Raw genomic sequence first — 18,624 nt, 5'->3', positions numbered from 1 at the left:
TCTTCCCGAGTCGCACCGCCCGCGACGCCAGCCCGCCCAGCAGAAGGAATGGTCACACGCAAACACTCGCACAACCAGCAGCCGATATCACGAACCGACACGCAAAGATCTAGCTCTGTAGTACTAGGTGCTGATGGGTGAGGTACCAGCGTTTGACGCCTGCTTCGAGGGCCAGCTGGGAGATGCTGAGCCTGCCTGTGGATCTCACGGGTGTGCCTGCGAGTAGGCGGTCCATCGCTGCCACGATTGCGGCCCGGACAGCGTTCTGTCCGGTAGGGGAGGTCGAGGTCATGTCGTGCGTCCCTTCCCGTTCTGTTCATGGGTATCGAGGATCCCCTGCAGGCGATCGAGTTCCCGCCGGTCGCGCTGGTGGCGGAATGGCGGTGCCATGGGGTCGTCGACGACGTGGGCCAGCAGGGCATGCTTCTGCTGGATCTGCAGGATGTCGCGGTCTGTGCGTGCCAGATTGCGGCATTTGGGTCGGCAGTCGTCGGTGTCCGGGGTGACCATCGGATCGTCGAGGTCGCCTCGGAGCTGGCAGGCGGCCTGGGCCGGGTCCAGGACGCAGGTCATGCCTTCGCCATGATGGATCTGCAACAGCGGATTCCCGAGCAGGTCTCGGGCCTGCTCTCTGGTGGTCAGGACATGCTCGACGAACTGACTGTTCGCTGCGGTCACCCGGTACTGGTAGACGTCGGCAGCTGGGCCGCTGACCCGCTCGCCGGCGGCCAGGGCGCGTTCGTCCTCGGCGATGCCCTCGATGCGGAACAGCCAGTCCTCGAAGGCACACTCGTCCGGAAACCCTGATTCGTAGGTGCCCGCATAGCCTTGAATCAGTCGGGTGTGGACATGTCCATATTGGATTGACGCCGCGATCAGGCCGCGCGGTCGGCGCCGGATGAACCACGCCAGCGTCCTGCGGAATCTGGTGGCGGTCAGCGCGCCTCGGGGGTCTGCGGGGATGTTCTCGGTGTGGCCGCGTTGGGGGCACTGTGTGTTGACCCAGCGGGTGAATCTGGCAAGGTCCTTGATGATGGTCTTGTCGAGACGGGCGTTTCCGATGCGACGTTTGTTCTTCTTGTGGCGGTATGGCTCGATCAGGCTTGGGATGCCTGCGTCCAGTAGCGCAGTCAGAGTGTCGGTGCGCTCCTGACGTTCTTCTGGCGTGAGGGGCTTGGGCTTGCCCCGCAGGGCCTTCGGGGCGGTGCCCGGTGGCTCCGGGTCAGATGGCGCCGCCGGACCTGGCGTCGAATCGATCGTTGGCGGAACGTCCGACTTGCCCAGTGCTGCGACGGTGTCTGCCATCGCCGCAGCAAGGCCTTTCGGCACCCTGACTTCGAACTTGACATCCCCGCCGAACTTGTGAACCTCGACGGACCCACTGACACCCTTACCGTACGAGCCAAAGTGGACGTTGTCCTGATCATGGCTGTAGGTCTCACCGTCGAGAGCCTGCGCCATGGCGTCGCGCATTGCGGCGTGTTCCGTGTCGCGCGCGTCGCTCTCCGCCTTAGTGGTCGGTTTTGGAAGTTCTTCGGGGGGTGGTCATGCGGCGGTTCGGAGTTGGATGCCAGTCTCCTGTTGTTCATGCTGAGCGATCCGGATGAGTAGGTCGCGCAGGTCATCACCGGTGAACTTCCACTGGAAGGGCTTCGCGGTCGCGTTGTAGCGTTTCTCGAAGTCGACCAGCCGTTGCTCGACCTCGGCGAGATCGGTGAAGTCGTTGGGAGAAAAAACCTTGCGTTGCACGACAGAGAAGAAGATCTCCACTTGGTTCAGCCAGGAGGCGTGCACCGGTGTGTGCACCATGACCGTGTTGGGGAACCGTGCGGCCAGCCGGTTGATCGCGGTCTGACCGCGGTGGGAGGACCCGTTGTCCACCACCCAGAACACCCGCTTCGCTGACGCGTATGGCTCGAGGGTCATGACCTGCTCGGCCAACGCCATGAACGGCACGATCCCCGTCGATGGCGCGCAGGAACCGAACACCCGGGCCTGGTGGACATCGTAGGCAGCCAGATACGCCAGCGCGCCACCCCGCTCGTACTCGTGGTTGACCCGCATCATCCGCGCCTGTCCCGGCGCCAAGCTGGGATGACAGCGGCAGCGGGCCTGGATGGAAGTCTTCTCATCACTGGAAATCACATACTCCCGCGGCCCCAGCCGCTGACCTTCCCAGCGGCGCTCATACAGATCCAGCACCCGTCCGGCCTTCTCCGCGAAGTCCGGGTCTCGCGGAAATAGCCACGACCGGTATTGCCAGGGTTTGATCGCTTCCCGGACCAGCCACCGCCATACCGTCGAGGCCGAGATCGCCTCCGCGATCCCTTGTCCGACCACTTCCCGGGCCAGCTCCGGACACGACCACCGCGACAGGGCCACCCCCGCACGGACCGGCAACTGGCAGGCCAACGCCTTGACCTGCGCGACTTGCACCGGGCTGAACCGGGGCGGCCGACCTGAGCGAGCACGATCGAGCAACCCCGCCAACCCCTGGGCCGCGAACCGGCCCCGCCAGGTCCGCATCGTGTCCACACCGATCCCCACCTCGATGGCGATCGCGGCATTGGACCACCGCTGCGCGGCCAGCAGCACGATCCAGGCACGGACCTTGTCTCGGTGCTGGGTCTTCTGGCCACGAGCACGCCGGGTCAGCACCCACCGCGTCGCGTCGGTCACGATGACTGGGCACGCCTGAACCTGGGGCATCGTGACGGGCTCGTTTCATGATCGACGGTCAGCAGCGGCGCCCAGGATGCCGGTGGTGCACGATGTCGGTCATGGCTACCCCACCGGAGTCCACCAAGATCTCTGTCGGGCAACGGTTGCGTGCCCACGCCGCCGCACACTGGCCGCAAGCCGGTGAGCTGGAGTTCCGCTACCGGGGCGCGTTCGTGTATGTCGAGGCGCACCTACCCGACGGGACCGTACAACCGCTGATCCGGTTGCGGTACGGAGGCTCGGCGCGACACTGGGGTTTCGGGCTGTATCTGGCCAGCAGCGACCGCTACGAAAACCAGATCCTGCCCTCCGGATTCCCCAGCGGCAGCCCCGAAAAAGCCCTCGACTGCGCCTACCGCCTCTACCTCGACAACTCCATCTAAACAGGTCACCACGACCCCCGAAGAACTTCCAAAACCGACCACTAAGGTCGAGAACGGCGGCGGTCCGCGGGGTCACGGAACGACGTACCCGCAGCCAGGGGAAGCCGAAGTGGACTTTCCCCGCGGCCCCTTACGACTAAGGCTGTTTGCGCCGGGAGGCGTTGATCCCCATCGCCAGCACGATGGTGAGCAGTGCCAGCACGCCGGCCGTCCACGCGGCGGTGGAGTAGCCGGAGTCAGTGGGGGCGAAGCTGCCGGTCGCGGTGTTCGCGGCCAGGATCAGGCCGCTGACCGCACTGCCGAGTGAGAAGCCGACCGAGCGCACGACCTGGTTGACACTCATCGCGGCCGCGGTCTCCTCGGCCGGAGTGACCGCCAGGATCGCCTGCGGCATCACGGCGGAGAAGCCGCCGACGCCGAAGCCCAGCACACCCATGACCACGATCGGCCAGCCCACACCCATGCCGCGGAGGCCGGCGAACAGGACGCAGGCGACGGCGATCACGACGCCGTTGGCGGTCAGCAGACCGAACGGGCTGATCTTCTCTCGCAGCTTCGGTACCACGCGGCCCGCGACGAAACCCAGTGCCGAGAACGGCACCAGCACCAGGCCCGCCTCGACCTGGTTGAGCCCGTAGCCGTAGCCGACCTGTGAGGGGGTCTGCACGAAGCGGGTGATGAGAGTGAAGAGCAGGTACATCGCGATGCCGGAGACGAACATGACCACGTTGGCGCCAGCGACCGCCGGGTGCCGCAGTGCGGTCAGGTCGACCAGCGGGCGTGCCGTCTTCCGCTCGACGACCACCCAGGCGGCCAGCACGACGGCGCCGACGAGCAGGATCACCACGACCGGCACCGGGTTGCTCGACCACCAGCTCGACTGACTGGTCACCAGGAGCACCGCCACCAGGCCGACGGAGAGCAGGGACGCGCCAAACCAGTCCACCGGCTCCTTCTCGGACGCGGCGGACGTGTCACGCGGGATCGCGACCATGGCGGTGATCAGTGCGGCCACGGCGACCACCACGCCGAGCAGGTAGGCCACGCGGACGCCGCCGAGCTGGGCCAGCAGGCTCGCGATCGGGTAGCCGACGCCGATGCCGACGGTCGAGGCCACGGACAGCATCGCGATCGTGCTCACCGCGCGGTCGCCGAGGTGATGACGGGCGGTGGCCATCATCAGCGCGGTCAGCCCTAGGCCGACCCCTTGCGCGGCACGGCCGGCCAGCAGCACCGCGAACGGTGCGGGCACCACGGTGGCCACACTGCCGAGCGCCACGATGACGAGGGTCGCCAGTACAACTTTTCGCCGCCGGTGGGCGGAGCCGAGGCGGCCGAGCAGCGGGGTCGCCACGGCACCGGTCAGCAACGTGATCGTCAACGTCCACTGCGCGGTGGACAGCGACACGTCGTAATCCTTGGCCACAGACGTGATCAGCGGTGCGCCCAGGCTCCCGATGGCCGCGACCACCAGCGCAATGAACACCAGTGCCGCCACCAGAGTGGTACCGCCGCGACCGGCGCTCTCCTGAGCCTGTCCCGTCTCCGGCGTGGTGGAAGCACTCACTGGTTGTTCTCCTCGGTCAGGTGATCGAACAGTCCCGCGTGGATGCGGGTGCGGATGCCACGGGCCCATTCCGCATCGACGTCGTCGACGTCCAGCGCGGCGGCGACGTTGAGCAACATGCCGTAAGCCACGAAGCTCTTCACGGCTACCGGCGGCATTCCGGTGTGATCGGCGGTCGCCGCCCACATCCTGGCCATGTGCTCGCGCACCACGTCTCGGACCTCGGGATCGCCACAGGCGGCGAAGGCCTGCAGCTGCACCAGCAGCTCGGTGCGATCGCCAAGGGCGCGGTCGTAGTACCCGCCCATGACCGCGATCGAATCAGCCCCGGAGGTGTGCCCGGCGGCGCGGTCCATGCCTTCGATGAGCCGGGTGAACGCACGCTGCACCACTTGCAGAAACAGGGCCTTCTTGGTGCCGAACAACCTGAACACGTAGGCCTGCGAAATCCCCGCGCGGCGGGCGAGCGCCTCCGTCGACGCGCCGTGCAGCCCAGCCGCGGCGAACTCGTCGGCTGCCAGCTCCAGCAGCTGTTCGCGCCGCTGCTGGGCGGACATGCGCTCGGCGGCACCCGTACTCACGGCACCGAGACTAGCAGGAAGTAGTTACTAACCACTAACAACCCCTGAGTTGTTGATCATCACCCCTACCGCGACGGGGTCGACGACCTCGTCGCCCCCGGGGACAGGCCGCCGCCGCAATCGGATTCGGCAAGCGCGGAATTGCCGCACATCCTTCCCCCTCGCCGGATGAGCATCGAAGGTTCGAATTCGGCGTCTCGGCCGAGGGGGCGAGACGTGTGCCGGGCGATAGTCCGATCGTGATCGCCTCGCCGACATGGTCGATTGTCTGCCCGTGCCCGGAGGTGGTTCCCGCGACGCGCTGACAAGATCATCAAGCCCCCGCGGACGCCTTGACAGGAGTGCGAGACGGGTGCTTCCGAGCCCTGCTTCACAGCGCCACTGTGACCCGAATCACTCGCCGGCCTGGGGAACCGCCAATCGAGCGAATCGAATTCGGACAATCATCCACGAACTTACCCAACGGGTAGGTATCAACCCACAGGCATCGCGGCTGAATCCGACCGGGTCGGTCACGGCCGCCGCACCGCTTGGTTGACGCACCTCATCGCGGCCAAGTATGAATTTGGCAGCGATGGGGTGCCCCGGTTCTCTGCCGGGGACGGAATGAACGACGGGGCCAACTTGGACCCGAATCCAATGGGGGTAGCAATGGGTTCGGAGGTATTCGGCATACCCGGAATCGGGTGATCCATCGCCCTTTCTGCAACGTTTCACACTTGCGCCTGGGACGGCACGGGGCTGACCAGGGCCAGATTCGGTGGGGGAAGCGAATGAGCAACGACTCGTCTGCGCAGCAGACACCGGCGTGCCCGTTCAGCGGGTCAGAGCCAGGACAGGAACCGCCTGCCGGGACGGTGCGGGTAGCGCCGGGCAGGCTGCCCATGATCGGTCACATGTGGCCGCTCATGCGTAACCCCTTCGACTTCTTCGCCGACCTGCGGACGCGCGGGGACATGGTGAAGCTCTACATCGGCAAGCGGCCGATCTACTTCCTCACCACCGCGCGCCTGGCACACCAGGTGCTGGTGAAGGAGGCCCGCTCGTACGGCAAGGGCATGGTGTGGGAGGCCGTGCACCCGTTGAGCGGCAACGGTTTGCTGGCCTCCGACCGCGAACTGCGCCGCCGCCAGCGACGGCTGATCCAGCCGCTGTTCCACCGGAAGATGATCGCCTCCTACGCGGAGATCATGACTGCCGAGTCGCAGGCGCTGGCCGAGTCATGGCAGCCGGGCCAGCAGGTCGCCGTGCAGAAGGTCATGATCGAGCTGACGCTGACCACCATCGTGCGGTCGATGTTCTCCGGCAGCCTGCCGGACGACGTCGTACGGGAGATCATCCGCTCGTTGCCGATCTTCACCTACGGCATGGTCGCCCGCACCGTGCTGCCCGCGTGGCTGTGCAAGGTCTCCGGCTTCGACCGGCGTTTCCTCGGCGCGGCGAACCGGCTGCGGGCCGCCGTCGACCACGTGGTGCGCACCGACCGGACCGAGGACGGGACCGATCTGCTCTCGCACCTGCGCGCCGCCCGCGACCCGGAGACCGGCGAGGCGATGAGCGACGACCTCATCCGCGACGAGCTGGTCTCGATCATGATGGCGGGTACCGAGACCACCGCCGCCACCTTGACCTGGGCGTTCCACGAACTGGCGCAGCATCCTGAAGTCGAGGAGAAGCTGCGCGCCGAGCTGCAGGAGGTGCTCGGCGGACGCCCCGCGGAGCACGACGACATCGAGAAGCTGAGCTACACCCGCGCCGTGGTGAACGAGGTCCTGCGCCGGTACTCATTGCTCATGCTCTTCCGCCGTGCGGAGGAACCGGTGGTCGTCGACGGCGTCTCGCTGCCCACGGGCGCGGACATCATGTTCAGTCAGATCGACCTGCACCGGGACGGCGGCGCGTTCACCGACCCGGACCGGTTCCGGCCGGAACGCTGGCTCGTCGACCGCGAGCAGCTGCCCAACCGCACCGCCTTCCTCCCGTTCGGCGAGGGCAATCGCCGCTGCATCGGCGAGGCCTACGCACAGGCCAAGGCGGTCATCGCGCTGGCGACCATCCTCGGCCGCTGGCGCCTGGTCCCGGTGCCCGGCCACACCGTGCGCCGGGTCGCGGCCGCGATGCCGCGCCCGAACAGCCTGCCCATGATCGTCACCCCGCTCAAGACCGATGGGAGCGAGCTGCCCCACACCACCACCAAGAAGCCGTCCACCAGCACCGACCAGGGGCGGGGCGTCGCCGTCGAACCGATCGCGATCGTCGGCATCGGCTGCCGGTTCGCGGGCGGGGTCGACTCCCCCGACACGCTCTGGAGCCTGCTCGAACGCGGCGACAACGCCGTCCGCGAGGTCCCGCCGGAGCGGTGGGCCGTGGACGAGGTCTACGACCCGCAACCCGGCGTGCTCGGCCGCACCGTCTCCCGCTGGGGCGGGTTCCTCGACAGCATCGGTGGTTTCGACAGCGCCGCCTTCGGCATCACCGAGTACGAAGCCGAGGCGATGGACCCGCAGCACCGGATGCTGACCCAGGTGGCCTGGGAGGCGCTCGAGCACGCGGGCATCGCGCCCGGTTCGCTCAAGGGGTCGCAGACCGGCGTCTTCTTCGGCCTCGCCCACCACGACTACCTGCTGCGGACCTTCGACGACTCCCTTGTGGACAACCCGTACGTGATGACCGGCAACGCGCATTCCGTCGGCGCCGGCCGGGTGTCCTACCTGCTTGGGCTGCACGGGCCATCGGTGGCTGTGGACACCGCGTGTTCCTCGGGTCTGCTGTCGGTGCACCTCGGCTGCCAGAGCCTGCGTGCCGGGGAGACCGACCTGGTGCTGGCGGGTGCGGCGATGCTGCAGCTGGGCCCCGAGGTCGGCGTCCTGTTCTCCCAGTGGTCCATGCTCTCGCCCAACGGCCGGTGCGCCGCGTTCGACGCCGCCGCCGACGGGTTCGTCCGCAGCGAGGGCTGCGCGGTCATCGCGCTGCAGCGGCTCGACGACGCGGTGCGCGACGGCAACCGGGTCCTCGCGGTCATCCGTGGCTCCGCCGCCAACTCCGACGGCCGCTCCGACAACATCGTCGTCCCCTCCGCGACCGCGCAGGAAGCCGTACAGCGCAGTGCTTTGCGCGCCGCCGCCGTCGACCCGTCCACGGTCGAACTGGTCGAGGCGCACGGCCCCGGCACGCCCACCGGCGATCCCGTGGAGTTCCGTGCACTGGCCGCCGTCTACGGCGCCGGGGACAAGCCCTGCGCGCTGGGCTCGGTGAAGACCAACATCGGGCACACCGAATCGGTGTCCGGTTTGGCCGGGCTCATCAAAGCCGTGATGTCGTTGCGGCACAAGAAGATCCCGGGCAACCTGCATTTCACCGACTGGAACCCGGACATCTCCCCCGACGGGACGCGGTTGTACGTCCCCACCGAGTTGCGTGAGTGGAACGCGAACGGCTCGCCGCGACTGGCGTCGGTTTCCTCCTACGGGTTCAGCGGCACCAACGTCCACGTCATCCTCGAAGAGGTCCCGGACACCGCGGTCCCCGCAGTCCCCGCGCCGGAAGAGAAAGCGCTTCCCATTCTCCTGTCCGGAAGCACCCCGCAGGCCTTGGCGGAGACCGCCGACCGCGTGGCGACGTGGCTGGACGGTGAAGGCGCGTCGGCGCCGCTGGCCGACATCGGACACACGCTGGCCCGCGGCCGGGAGCACCGCGCGGAGCGGCTCGTCGCACTGGCGTCGTCGCACCACCAGCTGGCCGGGCAGTTGCGAGCGGCCGCGGCGTCGCAGCTCGAACCGGGCGTGGTGTCCGGCACGGTCAGCAGCCACAGCGGTGCGCCGGTGTGGGTGTTCTCCGGCCAGGGCTCGCAATGGGCGGGCATGGGCCGGGGACTGCTGGAGACCGAGCCCGCGTTCGCCGCGAAGATCGACGAGCTGGAGCCGTTGATCGCTGAGGAGGCCGGGTTCTCCGTACGCGCCGAGCTGGTCGCCGACGAGACCGTCACGGGCATCGCCAAGGTCCAGCCGACCATCTTCGCCGTGCAGGTCGCCCTTGCCGCTGCCTGGCGGTCCCGGGGGATCGAGCCCGCCGCGGTGATCGGGCACTCGCTCGGTGAGACCGCCGCGGCGGTGGTCGCGGGCGCGCTGACGCCCGAGGACGGGGTGAAGGTGATCTGCCGCCGGTCCCAGCTGGTCACCCGGCTCGCGGGCGGCGGCGCCATGGCCACCATTGAGCTGCCGCACCAGGAGGTCGCGGCCGAACTCGCCGCCGCGGGCATCGAGGACGTCACCGTCGCGGTCATCGCTTCCGCCGGATCCACGGTCGTGGCGGGCAACCCCGCCAGGGTCGACGAACTCGTCTCCGGCTGGGAGGCCCGCGACCTGCACGCCCGCCGGATCGCCGTGGACTACGCGTCGCACTCCCCGCACGTCGACCCCATCCTCCACGACCTGGCCGAGCGGCTGGACGACCTCGCCCCGGCCGCGGCGACCGTCCCGGTCTACAGCACCGTGCTGGACGACCCGAAGAAGCCCGCCGCGTTCGACGCCGGTTACTGGGTCAACAACTTGCGCCGCCCGGTCCGCTTCGCCGACGCGGTCACCGCCGCTGTGCTGGACGGGCACCGGATCTTCGTCGAGCTGTCCCCGCACCCGCTGCTGACCCACGCGATCGCCGAGACGGCGAAGTCGATCGGCCGCGACGCGACCGCCATGGGAACGTTGCGCCGCGATGGCGACCAGTCCACCGGGTTGCTGCCCCAGCTGTCCGATCTGCACTGCAGCGGCGTTCCGGTCGACTGGGAGCGCGCCTATCCGGCCGGCACCCTCGTCGACGTGCCGCTGCCGGTGTGGGCGGGCGCCGACCTCGGCGTGCTGGCGCTGCAGGTGAAGAAGCCCGGCGCGAGCGTGGACACGCACCCGCTGCTCGGAGTGCACATCAGCCCGGTCGACGCCGACGACGAGCACACCTGGCAGGCCACGATCGGCGGCCGCGACCTGCGCTACCTCTCCGACCACCAGGTCCACGACCAGCCGGTGCTGCCGGGCGCGGCCTACTGCGAGATGGGGCTGACCGCGGCCAGGACCGTGTTCGGGGCCGACCTCGACGCGATCGAGGTGACCGACCTGACGATCCACGAGATGCTGCACCTCGACGAGCACACCGTGGTGTCCTCACGCACCCGCCCCGAAAGCGACGGCGTGGTCCGCTTCGAGTCACTGACCCGCCGCGACGGCGAGGACCCGACGCTGCTGGCCACCGGGACCCTGCGGGCACGCGACGCCGTCGAACCGGACCGGCTCGACGTGGCCGGGCTGCTCGCCGCGCACCCCGGATCGCTGTCCCCGCAGGAGGCCTACGCCAAGTTCCACGGGGCCGGTGTGCGTCACGGTGACGCGTTCGCCGCAGTGGTCGCCCTGCACCTGTCCGAGGACACGGGCGTCGAGCAGACGGTCTTCGCGGAGCTGGCGCTGCCCGCCGCGGTGCGCGGCGACCTCAATTCCTACCGGCTGCACCCGGTTTTGATGGACGGCTGCCTGCAGACGCTGGCGTCGCACCCGGCGCTGATCCGCGATGCCTTCCCCGTGGGGGTGGGCGGACTGCGTGTGCACCGCGACCCGCACCGCGCCCGTTACTGCTTGGCCCGGCTGAACCACCTCGACGAGCAGCTCGCCATCGGAGACGTGGCGCTGCTCGACGAGGACGGCACCGTGGTCGCCGAGGTCACGGGAGTGCGCCTGGCCACCACGGACCGGCGGCTCGCCGAGCGCCTGCTGACCATCGGCTGGGACCACGCCGGCTTCCCGGAGCCGGTCGAGGCCGATGGCCCGTGGCTGGTGCTGACCGAGGCGGACGCGGTGTCCGAACCGTTCGCGGGCGAGCTGATTTCCGCACTGGGCCCCGAGACCACCCACCTGACGCTCGATTCCACCGCGGACGAACTGGATGCGCAGCTCACGGCGCAGCCCCCGCAGGGGCTCGTGGTGGTATGCCCCGACCCGACGGCCACCGCCGACCACGACGTGGCAGAACGCGCGGAGCGCCTGGTCAAACGGCTGATCGACCTGGTCAGGGTCCTGGCGGAGCGCACCGACGCGCACCGACCCCGGCTGTGGGTGCTCACCCGCGACGCCCAGCAGGTCGGCGAGGGCGATGGGCTGAACCTGGAGCAGACCGGGCTGCGCGGCCTGTGCCGGGTGATCGGCCACGAGCACCCCGAACTGGAGATCTGCCACGTCGACACTGACGCCGGGACCACACCACAGCGGGCCGCCGAGCTGCTCGCCGCGAACGGTGACGCCGACGAGGTGGCGCTGCGCAGCGGTGAGCTCTTCCTGGCCCGGCTCAAGGTGTCGCCACTGAACGATGGTGACCGCCGGGTGCGCCCGATCCACTTTGGACAGGACCGGTACGCACTGGCCACCCGGCACGCAGGTGACCTCGGCAGCCTGGAGCTGGTCGCGACCGAGCCGCGGGCGACCGCCGCGGACGAGATCGAGATCCGGGTCGAGGCGCTCGGTCTGAACTACGCCGACGTGCTCAACGCGATGGGCCTTTACAAGACCGTCGACGGCAGCCCGATGCCGTTCGGTTTCGACTGTGCGGGCACGGTCGTCGCGATCGGCGCGGGCGTCACCTCGTTCCAGGTCGGTGACCGCGTGGCGGCCATGCACCCCGGCGCGTTCCACGCGTTCGCCGTGGTGCCCGCCTGCAAGGCCAACCGGATTCCCGCCGAGGTCACGTTCGAGGAAGCTGCGGCGAGGCCCAGCGTGTTCGCGACCGCCTGGTACGGCCTGCACCGGCTGAGCAGGCTCAGCCCCGGCGAGCGGGTGCTGATCCACTCGGCAACCGGCGGGGTGGGCCTGGCGGCGATCGCGGTGGCCCGCCACCTCGGCGCGGAGATCTACGCGACCGCGGGCACCGAGGCGAAACGGCAGTACCTGCACGACCTGGGCATCGAGCATGTCTTCGACTCTCGCTCCACGAAGTTCGCCGCCCAGATCCGCGAGCTGACCGGCGGTGAGGGGGTGGACGTGGTGCTCAATTCACTCACCGGCGCCGCCCAGCGAGCGGGGCTGGACCTGCTGCGCATCGGCGGCCGGTTCGTCGAGCTCGGCAAGAAGGACATCTACGCCGACGCACGCATCGGGCTGTTCCCCTTCCGCCGCAACATCTCCCTGCACAGCGTCGACCTCGGTGTACTGGCATACGAGCAGCTCGGCGACATCCTGCGCGAGGTCCACGAATTGCTCGCCTCGGGCGCGCTCACCCCGAGTCCCCACACCAGCTACCCGCTGGGTGAGGCCAGCACCGCGTTCCGCACGCTGGCCTCCGGCGGTCACGTGGGCAAGCTCGTCCTCGCGCTCCCCCAGGACGGCGACGGCGAGGCCGCCGTCCGGCCGGGCGACGTACCGGTGATCCGCACGGACGGCGCGTATGTGGTCACCGGCGGGCTGGGCGGTCTCGGCATGATCCTGGCCCGTTGGTTCGCCGGGGAGGGTGCGGGCCGCGTCATCCTCAACGGCCGGTCGGCACCGTCCGACGAGGCTCGCGCGACCATCGATGAGCTTCGCGCGGCCGGCGCCGACATCGAGGTGGTGCGCGGTGACATCGCCATGGCCGGCACCGCCGAGGAGCTGGTCCGCGCCGCCACCGCTACCGGGCTGCCCTTGCGCGGTGTCATCCACGCCGCCGCGGTGGTCGACGACGCGGCGATCACCAGCGTGGACGACGCACTGGTCGAGCGCGTGTGGGCGCCCAAGGTACGCGGGGCGCTGCGGCTGCAAGAGGCCTGTGTGGACAGTGAGCTGGACTGGTGGTTCGGGTTTTCCTCAGCCTCGGCACTCGTCGGCTTCGCCGGTCAAGCCTGCTACGCCTCGGCCAACGCCCTACTGGACGGCCTCACCACCTGGCGCCGGGGGCAGGGGTTGCCCGCGCTGAGCGTCAACTGGGGCGCTTGGGCCGAGTACGGGCGCGGCACGATGTTCGCCGAACGCGGCAACGCGATGATCGACCCGGACGAAGGGGTGAAGGCCTGCGACGCGCTGCTGCGCCACGACCGGGCACGCGCGGGCTACCTGGCGATCCTGGACAAGGGCTGGCAGACGATGTTCGCGGAGAAGATCCGCACTTCGTCGTTCTTCGCCGCGATCCCCGCCGACCGCGGGACCGAGCGGGGCGGCGACCTCGTCGGCGGTGCCGTGCTCGCGGAGCTGCGAACCGCCGACCCGGCGGCCAGGCAGCGATTCCTGGAGAAGCACCTCACCGCGCACGCGGCGGAGATCCTCCGGGTCAACGCCTCGGGGCTGGACCCCGACCGGTCGCTGACCGACCACGGCCTCGACTCGCTGATGTCGCTGGAATTGAGCACCAGGATCAACCGGGAGTTCGACATCAGGGTCACGCCCAAGCAGATGCGCCAGTACTCCAGTCCGGCGGCGCTGGCCTCGCAGATCGTCGCCCAGCTCAACCTCGGGCCGGCGCGGTAGATGGACACCAACCGACCTCGCAGAGGGAGTCATCGTGGACAACCGCCCGCCCCAGGTCGCGCACGCGGCCAGCGGGATCATCAGCCTGCTGATACTGGCCACCACGATCCTGGTCCTGTCGCCGATCCCGCCCTTCGGGTCGCCGGAAGCCGAGATCGTGCAGTTCTATGCCACCCACACCACCAGCGGGTACATCTACCAGTTCATCGCGGGCCTCGCGCTGATGGCGGTGCTGTGGTTCCTCGGCTACCTCTACACCCGCTTCCGCCGGGAGGTGCCGGACAGCCCGTTGCCGGTGCTGATGATCGCGGCGGGCACCGCCTGGGTGGGCTTCGCCGTGGTGTACCTGGGCCTGTTCCAGATCTTCTCGGGCTGGGCCGCGGACCCGGCGACCCACTCGCTGCTGCGCGCGTTCTCCGACGCGTACGTACTCGGCTTCATGTTCAGCGCGATCCCGGCCGCGGTCGTGGTCATCTCGGCGGCGCTGTGCACGAGGCGGAGCGCGGGGTGGCCGGGCTGGCTCAGGCCGCTGGCCGCGGTCGTGGTGCTGGTCCAGCTGCTCGGGTGTGTTCCGCTGCTCGTACCGGACGGCCCGCTGAAGGCGGGCGGGCCGATCACCTACGCGAGCGTGTTCGCCGTGGTCATCTGGGTCGCCATGGCGAGTATCGCGGCCATCCGGTCGGAGCGGGCGAAACCTGGCCAGGATCGGGAAAAAGCGTACTCGGAAGCCTGAACCCGGACACCGGAGCGCTGGGATGACAGACAAGTTCGACGTGGTGATCGTGGGGGCCGGTCTCGCGGGCCTGCAGATGCTGCACGAGGTCCGCGGGGCCGGGCTCACGGCGCGGGTGTTCGAGGCCGGTCGCGGTGCCGGCGGCACCTGGTACTGGAACCGCTACCCGGGTGCCCGCTGCGACGTGGAGAGCCTGGAGTACTCCTACCAGTTCTCCGCCGAGCTGCAGCAGGACTGGGAGTGGACCCGGCGCTACGCCGACCAGGCCGAGATCATGCGCTACATCGGCCACGTCGTCGAGCGCTTCGACCTGGCACGCGACATCCGGTTCCACACCAGGATCGACGCCATGACCTACGACGAGGCCGCCGCCACGTGGACCGTGCGCACCGGCACCGGTGACGAGGTCGTGGCCCGGTTCGTCGTCATGGCCACCGGCTGCCTGTCGGAGCCGAACGTGCCGGACATCCCCGGTGTGGGGACGTTCGCGGGCGACATCCTGCACACCGGGCGCTGGCCCGAGGAACCGGTCGATTTCACCGGCAAGCGTGTCGGCGTCATCGGCACCGGCTCGTCCGGGGTGCAGGCCATCCCGATCATCGCGAAGGCGGCGGCGGAGCTCGTGGTCTTCCAGCGCACCCCCGCGTACACGCTGCCCGCAGGCGACGAACCGCTCGACCCGGAGTTGCAGGCGGCGATCAAGGCCGACTACGCGGGGTTCCGCGCCCGCAACAACGAGGTGCCCACGGCGGGCCTCTCCCGGTTCCCGGCGAACCCGAACTCGGTGTTCCTGTTCTCCGCCAAGGAACGGCAGGCCACCTTCGAGCACTTCTGGAACCGGGGAGGGCCGCTGCTGCTACGTGCCTTCGGTGATCCGCTGGTCGACCCGGCGGCCAACGAAGTTGTCGCCGAGTTCGTCCGCGGCCGGATCCGCCTGGCCGTCAACGACCCCGAGGTGGCCGCGAAGCTCACCCCGACACACGTCATCGGGTGCAAACGCATCTGCCTCGGGGACGGCTACTACGAGACCTACAACCGGCCGAACGTGCGCCTGGTCGACATCGCTGCTCACCCGTTCGAGGAGATCACGCCGACCTCGGTCCGTACCGGGGAGGGCACCTACGGACTGGACACACTGGTGTTCGCCACCGGGTACGACGCCATCACCGGGGCGCTGTCGCGCATCGACATCCGCGGCCGCGACGGGCTGTCGCTGCGGGAGGCTTGGTCGGGCGGTCCGCGCACCTACATGGGGCTCGGTGTTCCCGGCTTCCCGAACCTGTTCACCATGACCGGCCCCGGCAGCCCGTCGGTGCTGACCAACGTGCTGGTCGCCATCCACCAGCACGCGACGTGGATCGGCGAGTGCCTCAAACACCTGGCGGACAACGACATCCGGACGATCGAGGCAACACCGGAGGCCGAGCGGGCCTGGGGGCGGCACGTCGGCGACGTCGCCGCACAGACCCTGCTCCCCTCGTGCGGGTCCTGGTACCTGGGCGCGAACATCCCCGGCAAGAAACGCGTCTTCATGCCGCTGGTCGGGTTCCCCGCCTACGCCAGGAAGTGCGCGGAGATCGCGGCCACCGGCTACCCGGGCTTCGCCCTCTCACGCGACCCGGGTCCCGGCCACTCAGAGCTGACAGGAGCACCCCCCATGGCACACCCCGAAGTCCCGGAAATCGACTTCGACCACCACTCGGCGGAGTACTCCGCCGATCCGTGGGCCGCCAACACGGCGCTGAGCCAGAAGTGCCCGGTGGCGCACAGCTCGCACTACGGCGGCTTCTACGTGGTCACCGGCCACGAGCAGGTCACCTCCGTGGCCCGCCGTCCGCAGGTGTTCTCCTCCGCGCACGAGCTGCCCAACACCCCCGGCCGTCCACAAGGGACGATCATCCCAGCGTCGACGTTCCGCGCGCTGCCGCTCGAGATGGACCCGCCGGAGTTCCTCGACTGGCGCCGGGCGCTGAACACCTTTTTCTCGCCCACCTCGGCGAAAGAGCTGCGCCCGCGCATCCAGGCGTACACCACTTGGTGCCTCGACCAGTTCATCGAGTCGGGCGAGATCGACCTCGTCATGGACCTGGCCAACGCCGTACCCGCGCTGCTGACGCTGGACATCGTCGGCCTGTCGATGGACAACTGGCGCATCTACGCCGAAGCCGTGCACTCGCTGGCCTACACGCCATCGGACACGCCCGGGTACAAGTCGGTCGAAGCGGGCTTCGCGATGCTCATCAAGGAGGTCGTCGAAACCATCCCGGTGCGCCGCGCGAACCCCGGGGACGACCTGATCAGCTTCCTCACCCAGCTGAAGATCGGGGGCGAGAAGATCAGCGACCCGGACATCATCGCCGTCTGCAACGCGATGATCGCCGGCGGCATGGACACCACCACCGCCCTGCTGTCCTCCACTTTCGAGCACCTCGACCGCAACCACGACGACCGCAAGCGCCTCACCGAGCACCCGGAGGACATCCCCAAGGCGTGCGAGGAGTTCCTCCGGTACTTCACCCCTGTGGTCTGCGTCGGCCGCACGGCCACCGAAGAGGCCCAGATCGACGGCGCCACCGTGAAGCCCGGTGAACGCGTACTGATCTCGTGGGCCGCGGCGAACCTGGACGAAAAGGTCTTCCCGGACCCGCTCACCATCGACTTCGACCGCGACACCCGCAAGCACGCGGCATTCGGCATCGGCGCACATCGGTGCATCGGCCGCCACATCGCGCAGGCCGACTTCCAGATCGTCGTCGGGGAGGTGCTCAGTCGGCTGGCGGACTACCAGCTGGTGGAAGGCGCGGCGGTGCGCTACCCGACCGTCGGGCAGATCAACGGCTACGTGGAGATGCCCGCCCGCTTCACCCCCGGCCCCCGTACCGGACCCGGCTTCGAGACGGCGAACGACCTGTTCGCGAGCTTCGGCGAGTCGCGGTGAGCGCCGACCCCTTCACGGACGAGCTGCCGCGCTTCCCCGCACCGCGGACGCGAAGCTGCCCGTTCGACCCGGCGCCCGCGCTGCGGGCAGTTCAGGCAGAGGCCCCGATCGCCCGCGTGGAGATCTGGGACGGCAGCACCCCGTGGCTGGTCAGCGGCTACGAGGAAGTGCGGACGCTCTTGCGCGACCCGCGGCTCAGCGCGGGGCCCGAGCACCCCAATTATCCGCACTCGACCCCCAGCAAGTTCATGCAGCGCCTGAGCTTCCTCACCATGGACGCCCCGGAGCACACCCGCCAGCGCCGGTTCGTCGCCAAGCCGTTCTCCGCCAAGCGCATCGAGGCCATGCGGCCACCGATCCAGGAGCTCGTGGACGACCTGGTCGACCGGCTACTGGCCGGGCCGAAGCCGGCGGACCTGCTGGAGGCGTTCGCGCTACCGGTGCCGTGCACGGTGATCTGTCACCTGCTGGGCGTGCCGTACGACGACCACGGATTCTTCGCGATGAGCGCCAAGGCGCTGATCAACCCCCGGGCGACCCACGAGGAGGCGATGGCCGCCCGGCAGGGCCTGGTCGACTACATCGACCGGTTGCTGACGGTCAAACGCACCGAACCGGGTGAGGACCTGCTGTCCGAGCTGGCCAACGAGCACGTGGCCACTGGCAACCTGACGCAGGAGGACGCCACCCTGATCGGCATGCTGATGCTCCTCGGCGGCTTCGACACGACGGCGAACACCATCTCCTTGGGTGTGCTGGCGCTGACCGAGAACCGCGACCAGTTCGCCGTCCTGCTGGAGATGGAAACTCCGGCGGAGATCGAGGGCGCGGTCGAGGAGATCCTCCGCTACACCGCCGTCCCCCAGGGCGGCAGGCGGCGGGTGGCGCTGGCGGACATCGAGATCAACGGCTTGGTCATCCGCGCCGGGGACGGACTGATCCTCGCGGGTGATCTGGCCAACCGGGACGCTTCGGCCGTCGAGGAGCCGGACCGCCTTGACCTGCGCAGACCGCCGCACCGGCACGTGACCTTCGGGCACGGGCCCCACCAGTGCCTGGGCATGCCGCTGGCACGGCTCGAGCTCCAGGTCGCGTTCCCCACCCTGTTACGCCGGATCCCGACGCTGCGCCGGGCGGTGGACATGGACCAGATCGAGTTCCGCGAGCCGGGCATGGGCGTCTACGGAGTGAACGATCTCCCCGTCACCTGGTGACCATCATGATTGCGCAGTG

At 69.1% G+C, this 18,624-nt stretch carries 9 protein-coding genes; 5 read left to right on the top strand and 4 right to left on the bottom strand.

The window, feature by feature from the left end; translation table 11 throughout:
- Window positions 1-288 precede the first annotated feature (288 nt).
- The gene (locus QMK34_RS03600; RefSeq protein ID WP_326411405.1) at window positions 289-1,473 is read right to left on the bottom strand and encodes a hypothetical protein; all 1,185 of its coding nucleotides are present in this window, start codon (window positions 1,471-1,473) and stop codon (window positions 289-291) included.
- A gap of 72 nt (window positions 1,474-1,545) precedes the next feature.
- A complete protein-coding gene (locus tag QMK34_RS03595) occupies window positions 1,546-2,709 on the bottom strand; it encodes an IS630 family transposase (RefSeq protein ID WP_326411403.1) in 1,164 nt (387 codons plus the stop codon).
- A gap of 71 nt (window positions 2,710-2,780) precedes the next feature.
- On the opposite strand from QMK34_RS03595, the gene QMK34_RS03590 reads away from it, so the two are divergent.
- A complete protein-coding gene (locus QMK34_RS03590) occupies window positions 2,781-3,104 on the top strand; it encodes a hypothetical protein (RefSeq protein ID WP_326411401.1) in 324 nt (107 codons plus the stop codon).
- Window positions 3,105-3,240: 136 nt separating this feature from the next.
- Here QMK34_RS03590 and QMK34_RS03585 read toward each other — a convergent pair whose 3' ends face one another.
- The gene (locus QMK34_RS03585; RefSeq protein ID WP_326411399.1) at window positions 3,241-4,671 is read right to left on the bottom strand and encodes an MFS transporter; all 1,431 of its coding nucleotides are present in this window, start codon (window positions 4,669-4,671) and stop codon (window positions 3,241-3,243) included.
- Window positions 4,668-5,252: a TetR/AcrR family transcriptional regulator gene (locus tag QMK34_RS03580; protein WP_326411397.1), complete on the bottom strand. Its 585-nt coding sequence runs from the start codon at window positions 5,250-5,252 to the stop codon at window positions 4,668-4,670. The genes QMK34_RS03585 and QMK34_RS03580 overlap by 4 nt, the downstream gene beginning before the upstream one ends.
- 773 nt (window positions 5,253-6,025) lie before the next feature.
- On the opposite strand from QMK34_RS03580, the gene QMK34_RS03575 reads away from it, so the two are divergent.
- From QMK34_RS03575 to QMK34_RS03560, 4 genes are read left to right on the top strand one after another with little or no spacing between them, the layout of a single operon-like run.
- Window positions 6,026-13,720 (top strand): cytochrome P450, encoded by a 7,695-nt coding sequence (locus tag QMK34_RS03575; RefSeq protein ID WP_326411395.1) that lies wholly within the window; start codon window positions 6,026-6,028, stop codon window positions 13,718-13,720.
- Window positions 13,721-13,754: 34 nt separating this feature from the next.
- Window positions 13,755-14,453, top strand: coding sequence for a hypothetical protein (locus QMK34_RS03570; RefSeq protein WP_326411392.1), 699 nt, complete (start codon window positions 13,755-13,757; stop codon window positions 14,451-14,453).
- Window positions 14,454-14,475: 22 nt separating this feature from the next.
- The gene (locus QMK34_RS03565; RefSeq protein ID WP_326411390.1) at window positions 14,476-17,391 is read left to right on the top strand and encodes a cytochrome P450; all 2,916 of its coding nucleotides are present in this window, start codon (window positions 14,476-14,478) and stop codon (window positions 17,389-17,391) included.
- The gene (locus tag QMK34_RS03560; protein ID WP_326411388.1) at window positions 17,388-18,605 is read left to right on the top strand and encodes a cytochrome P450; all 1,218 of its coding nucleotides are present in this window, start codon (window positions 17,388-17,390) and stop codon (window positions 18,603-18,605) included. Before QMK34_RS03565 ends, QMK34_RS03560 begins: the two co-directional genes overlap by 4 nt.
- The last annotated feature ends 19 nt before the right edge of the window (window positions 18,606-18,624 follow it).

Source organism: Amycolatopsis sp. H20-H5, from assembly GCF_035828755.1.
Taxonomy (GTDB): Bacteria; Actinomycetota; Actinomycetes; order Mycobacteriales; family Pseudonocardiaceae; genus Amycolatopsis.
The sequence above is the reverse complement of the archived record's forward strand: the minus strand, read 5'-3'. Positions and strand labels throughout refer to the sequence as shown.